The sequence below is a fragment of the Pseudomonas sp. HY13-MNA-CIBAN-0226 genome (assembly GCF_040310305.1).
Lineage (GTDB): Bacteria > Pseudomonadota > Gammaproteobacteria > Pseudomonadales > Pseudomonadaceae > Aquipseudomonas > Aquipseudomonas gregormendelii.
The window spans coordinates 1-272 of sequence record NZ_JBEOPS010000258.1 but is presented as its reverse complement, the minus strand read 5'-3'; the positions used below and the strand labels follow the sequence as shown (position 1 = coordinate 272).

Annotated in this window: 1 protein-coding gene; it reads left to right on the top strand. The window is 45.6% G+C overall.

Annotation, left to right across the window (positions count from 1 at the left end; genetic code table 11):
• Positions 1-272 (top strand): PEP/pyruvate-binding domain-containing protein (locus AAEZ05_RS28665; RefSeq protein ID WP_350649981.1); only part of this gene is annotated, 272 nt, incomplete at both ends.

Sequence of the window (272 nt, the reverse complement as noted above, 5' to 3'; positions counted from 1 at the left end):
GCTAGGAAAAGACGACATTGAGATGGTCGGTGGCAAGAATGCCTCGCTTGGCGAGATGATCAGCCATTTATCTGATTTGGGTGTCAGCGTTCCAGGCGGCTTTGCCACCACATCAAATGCGTTCAATCGCTTTTTGACAGAAACAGGCTTACTTGACAAAATCAATAGCGAGCTAAAAACATTAGATGTGAATGATGTGAATAAGCTGGCTGCTACGGGTAAAAAAATCCGTACGTGGATTATTGAGCAAGAGCTGCCAAGCGATCTAGAGC